The sequence below is a fragment of the Collimonas sp. genome (assembly GCF_044339385.1).
Classification (GTDB): Bacteria; Pseudomonadota; Gammaproteobacteria; order Burkholderiales; family Burkholderiaceae_D; genus Collimonas.
The window spans coordinates 1-5,360 of the sequence record NZ_JBIIVN010000166.1; the positions used below are offsets into that span (position 1 = coordinate 1).

The window sequence follows — 5,360 nt, forward strand, 5'->3', positions numbered from 1 at the left end:
CCTTGAACTCCGCCGTGTACATCTGTTTTGGTATCTTCTTCATTGCTGGTCTTTCCAAAGGATCGTTGATTTTACGTTACCTATGGAAGACTAAATTTCGGGGGAAGCTCAGTTTCTGCGCCACCTCGATTTCACGCTGGCTGCCGGCGAATACATTGCCATCATGGGTGATTCCGGCGTAGGCAAATCAACACTGCTGAACCTTATCGCCGGCCTCGATAACGTCGATGGCGGCGCCATACTGATTGATGGCGTTGCCATATCGAGTCTGGACGACGATGTCGCTACCCGTTTGCGGCGCCAAAAACTCGGTTTCATTTTCCAGGCATTCCATGTCTTGCCGCACCTGACCGTGCAACAAAACGTCGCCCTGCCATTGCTGCTGAACGGCGCCCCGCAGGGGCGCGCACTGGAGTTGCTGGCGGCGGTCGGACTGGACGGTCGCGGCAACGATTTTCCACGCCAGTTGTCAGGCGGCGAAATGCAGCGGGTCGCCATCGCCCGCGCATTGGTGCATCGGCCGACACTCATTCTGGCCGACGAGCCGACCGGCAATCTCGATCCCGATACAGCACACGAAGTGCTGGCTTTGCTACGCCAGGAAATCAAGGCCAACGGCGCCTCAGCCATCATGGTTACCCATTCGGCAACAGCAGCGGCCAGCGCTGACCGCATTCTGTTGATGACGGCAGAGGGCTTGCAAGCGCTACCGGAACAAGGGTGAACGGCTGATGCCGAGCGCCGCTCCCGCCACCGCGAAACGCCCCAATTCGATGCGCACTGTCACGCGCTGGCTGCTGCTGGGCGAATGGCGCGCCCATCCGGTGCGAGTGCTGGTGGCAATTATCGCGATTGCGCTCGGCGTCGCGCTCGGCTACGGCGTCGAACTGATCAACGGTGCCGCCTTCAATGAATTTTCCGCCGCCGCCAGAAGCTTGTCTGGCCAATCTGACCTGCAAGTACGGGGCGCACAAGGTTTATTCGACGAAAAATTCTATCCGCAACTAGCAACCCACTACGGCGTTGCGCTGGCCAATCCGGTTTTGGAACTGGACGCCAACGTGCCCGGAGAGCGCACTGCCCTCAAGATACTCGGCATCGATGTCATGCGCGCCGCACGCATTGCGCCAGACCTGATTGGCGTGCCAGATAGCAAACGACCTTTCGACAGCCTCGCCGATGACGCGATTTTTCTGTCAAGCGCTGCACAGGAATGGCTTCAGGTGCGCCCGGGCGATCACTTGGCGCTGCAAAGTGGCAGCGCAATCATCGACTTGCGGGTAGCCGGCGGCGTGACGGGCGCACGGGTCGGGCAGCGCATCGCAGTAATGGATATCGGAACCGCGCAATGGCGCTTCCAGCGCCTCGGAAAATTATCGCGAATCGATATCAAGCTGCAACAAGGCGTCAATCGTTCTGCATTCAAACAGGCGTTACAGACACAACTGGCAAACAACACCTTGCAAGTCTCGGAAAGCCAGGATCAGGACAGCCGCACCAATCGTATGTCGCGCGCTTATCGGGTCAATCTCAGTGTGTTGGCGCTGGTAGCATTATTTACCGGCGCCTTCCTGGTGTTCTCGACCCAGGCGCTGTCGGTGATCCGACGCCGCCCGCAGTTTGCGCTGTTGCGTGTGCTGGGTTGGCAGCGTGCGCAGTTATTGCGCCAAGTGCTGCTGGAAGGCAGCCTACTGGGCGTGCTGGGTGCGCTGCTGGGACTTTTTCTGGGCTACGCATTGGCGGCCACAGCACTGCATTTCTTTGGCGGCGACCTCGGCGGCGGCTATTTCCGCGGGGTACGACCAGACGTGCAATTTAATCTGCCAGCCGCGCTGATTTTCTTCGCGCTTGGCACCGCGATTGCCCTGCTGGGTAGCCTGGCTCCGGCAATCGAAGCCGGCCGCGCGCGCCCGGCGGCGGCGTTGAAATCGGGCAGCGAAGAAAGCGCCCTGACGCGGCTGGCAACGCCTTGGCCGGCGCTGGCTTGCCTGTCGCTGGGCGTGCTGCTGACGCAAATGCCGCCTGTATTGGACTTACCCATATTCGGTTATGTGGCAGTGGCATTGCTACTGATCGGTGGCATTGCGCTCATGCCACGACTGGCCGCACTGGCCTTCACTTCCCTGCAAAAATTTATGCTCGGACAACACCTCAGCGCAGTACCTGCCTTAGCGCTAGCGCGCCTGGCTAACGTGCCAGGACAAGCCTCCATTGCGTTGGGTGGCGTGCTATCAAGCTTCAGCCTGATCGTGGCAATGGCGATCATGGTCTCCAGTTTCCGCATCTCAGTCGACGACTGGGTGTGACAGCTATTATCGGCGGACATTTACGTGCGCACCGCCGGCAGCGGCGAAACCGCGACTCTGGGCCTGAGCGAACAGCAGGTATTGGCTGCAGTGCCGGGCGTGGCAAGCGCTACGTTCTTGCGCAGCACCAGCATCACCCTAGCCACCTCCCGACCGCCGGTAATCCTGATCGCCAGGCCGATAGATGTCGGCAACCCCGGCAACACGCTGCCACTGACCGGCGCAACGCTTGCGCCAGCGGCTCTCTCTGCCGCCAGTGCTGGCGGCGCAGTGCCGATCTGGGTTTCTGAGGCCATGGTCGACCTATATGGGTATCGGCTCGGGCAGCGCGCCATACTGCCAATCGGCGAGCGCCAACATCCGTTCGTGGTGGCTGGCGTCTGGCGCGACTATGCGCGACAAACCGGGGCAATTCAACTGCGTCTGAATGACTGCCAGCGCCTCAGCGGCGACAATCAAGTCAGCGATGCAGTACTCACCCTGCGACAAGGGGCCGATGCAAGCACCGTGATCAACGCGATGCGCCACCTAACGTTCGGCGGCATGCTCGAATTTTCGCAACCGGGAGAAATCCGCGCCACAACCTTGAAGATTTTTGACCGCAGCTTTGCGATTACCTACTTGCTGGAAATCGTCGCGATCGTGATCGGCCTGTTTGGCGTGGCCGCTACGTTTTCGGCGCAAACGCTGGCGCGTGCCAGAGAATTTGGCATGTTACGCCACATCGGCATCACTCGTCGTCAGATACTCAGCATGCTGGCGTTGGAAGGTGGTTTGCTGACAGCGCTCGGGATGGCAGTCGGCTTCGCGCTCGGATGGGCCATCAGCCTAATCCTGGTGTTCATTGTCAATCCGCAATCGTTTCACTGGACCATGGATTTGCACATGCCTTGGCGTGGCTTGGGCACGGTGGCAATTCTGCTGTTGCTGTCGGCCGGCACCACAGCATTGCTGGCTGGATTGCGGGCGGTATCGATCGATGCGGTGCGCGCCGTACTGGAGGATTGGTGACATGGATTTAAGATTACGCGATTGCCTGCTGGCGCTGCTCTTTTTATCGTTTGCGACGTCATTGCAAGCTGCGCCTCCGCAATTTGCCTCGGTGACGCCAGAGCGGCCAGTAACATTGCCGCAAGACAGCGGTGCCCATCCCGATTTCCGCACAGAGTGGTGGTACGCCACCGGCTGGTTGGCGATGCCAGACGGCAAGCCGCTCGGTTTCCAGATCACGTTCTTCCGCTCTGCCACCGATCATGATCGCGCTAATCCCAGCGCATTCGCCCCCGATCAACTGATCATCGCGCATGCGGCGCTGTCTGACCCTGCCGTTGGAAAACTGCTGCATGACCAGAAAAGCGCGCGCGCCGGTTTCGGCCTCGCCTATGCAAAAGAAGGCAACACCAACGTCGTCATCGACAACTGGCAACTGTTGCGCCAGGCTGATGGCCGTTACCATGCAAAGATCGACGCCAACGATTTCACCCTCGACATCAATCTGACGCCAACTCAGGCTCCGCTCTTGCAGGGAGCACGCGGCTATTCGCGCAAAGGGCCGTTGCCGAAGCAGGCCAGTTATTACTATAGCGAACCGCAGTTGCAGGTCAGCGGCAAGTTGACCCGCAGCGGCAATCAACAAATTATCAACGGCAGCGCCTGGCTTGATCACGAATGGTCAACCAGCGTACTCGCCGCTGACGCCACGGGCTGGGACTGGATCGGCGCCAATCTCGACGACGGCTCGGCCTTGATGGCATTCCAAATCCGTGGTCGCAACGGCGAGAAAGTCTGGTCCCATGCCACCTTGCGCGACGCCGCTGGCCAGATCACGCAGTTCAACCCAGACCAGGTAGCATTCCGGCCGCAGCGCACCTGGCGCTCGCCGCGCACCAACGCCAGCTATCCGGTGCAAGCCGCGCTGCGTACCGGTGCTCTTGCATGGCAGCTAATCCCATTACAAGACGATCAAGAACTAGACTCGCGCGCCTCGACCGGCTCGGTATATTGGGAGGGTGCCGTCACCGTCAATCGCGACGGCAAGCTTGCAGGGCGCGGGTACCTTGAATTAACCGGCTATTTGAAGCCACTGAAATTCTAGGGCCTAACCGAGAGGGAAATGCAACGGCGCAATCGCGGCGCTCACTGGCGATTCTGCAACCTGAGCAGATCAGCGCGAATCGGCTACAGCGTCGCTCGCCCGGCCTATGGTTTTCATTTACTTCACCAACGGCTACACTGAAAGCGAAATGTCAGTAGCACCTGAAAGGTGATACATTTAACACAGCACCTTTCTCGCCATGGCCTCACGCTAATCTGATGTGCTGTTTTTTATTGGGAGACGCATGAAAAATCTACCGCGACGTTTACCTGTCTCGCCCCTGTTTCTAGTCTCGGCGCTGTCCATGTTGACGCTGGTCGGCTGCGTAATACAACCCCCACTCACCCCACAACCCGGCATGCGCAACAGCTATAGCCCACCGCCACGCAGCACGCCAAGGCCACCAGAGGAGGCGCCGGTCTCGCTGTCGGAGTCGCTTGACCCTTCTGAACAGATCGTTGATATACCACTGCAATCGGCTGGACGCAAAAACGGCGAGTTGCCAGAATTATCGGAATTGTCGGCCTTGGTGCAACGCATGGCGCTGAGAAACAGTTGCGCGCCAGCAGCCAGGCCATCCTTGATCGCCAAAAACGGCGACGTTGAAACCTACCAGATCAGTTGCCAGGATGGCCAGCAACAGATCTACAAATGCGAACTGCGGCAATGCCGCATGATGAACTGAATCCAAATCAACGTGCCGCGTCCATGAAAACAGTATTAGGAATACTTGCCATCATTTCACTTCTGGCGGGCTGTGCTTATCCAAACCTAAAGTGCAATGATCCCGATGTCCGACCATCCTGGTGCGACGATACCGGCGGCTTGATAAGCGGCTCACTATAGTGGACCCGGAAATCCGGACAATAGTTTAAGGAGTATCCTGCACTGAACAACGAAGGCAGGATATGAACGAATTAAAACGAAACAGTTTCAGCGGGCAACAAAAAAGCGAAGGT

Annotated in this window: 3 protein-coding genes and 2 pseudogenes; all 5 read left to right on the forward strand. The window is 58.7% G+C overall.

Translation table 11 applies throughout. From position 1 onward, the window contains the following. The coding region (locus ACIQ0R_RS10940; protein WP_395827192.1) for a hypothetical protein at positions 1-182 on the forward strand (182 nt) is incomplete at its 5' end. Then, positions 116-724, forward strand: a pseudogene (locus ACIQ0R_RS10945) (ABC transporter ATP-binding protein); the annotation flags it as partial. The gene ACIQ0R_RS10940 and the pseudogene ACIQ0R_RS10945, both read left to right, overlap by 67 nt. A gap of 7 nt (positions 725-731) precedes the next feature. Continuing rightward, positions 732-3,317, forward strand: a pseudogene (locus ACIQ0R_RS10950) (ABC transporter permease). 1 nt (position 3,318) lies between these two features. After that, positions 3,319-4,401, forward strand: coding sequence for a lipocalin-like domain-containing protein (locus ACIQ0R_RS10955; RefSeq protein WP_395827195.1), 1,083 nt, complete (start codon positions 3,319-3,321; stop codon positions 4,399-4,401). A gap of 244 nt (positions 4,402-4,645) precedes the next feature. Then, positions 4,646-5,086 (forward strand): hypothetical protein, encoded by a 441-nt coding sequence (locus ACIQ0R_RS10960; protein ID WP_395827198.1) that lies wholly within the window; start codon positions 4,646-4,648, stop codon positions 5,084-5,086. Positions 5,087-5,360 lie beyond the last annotated feature (274 nt).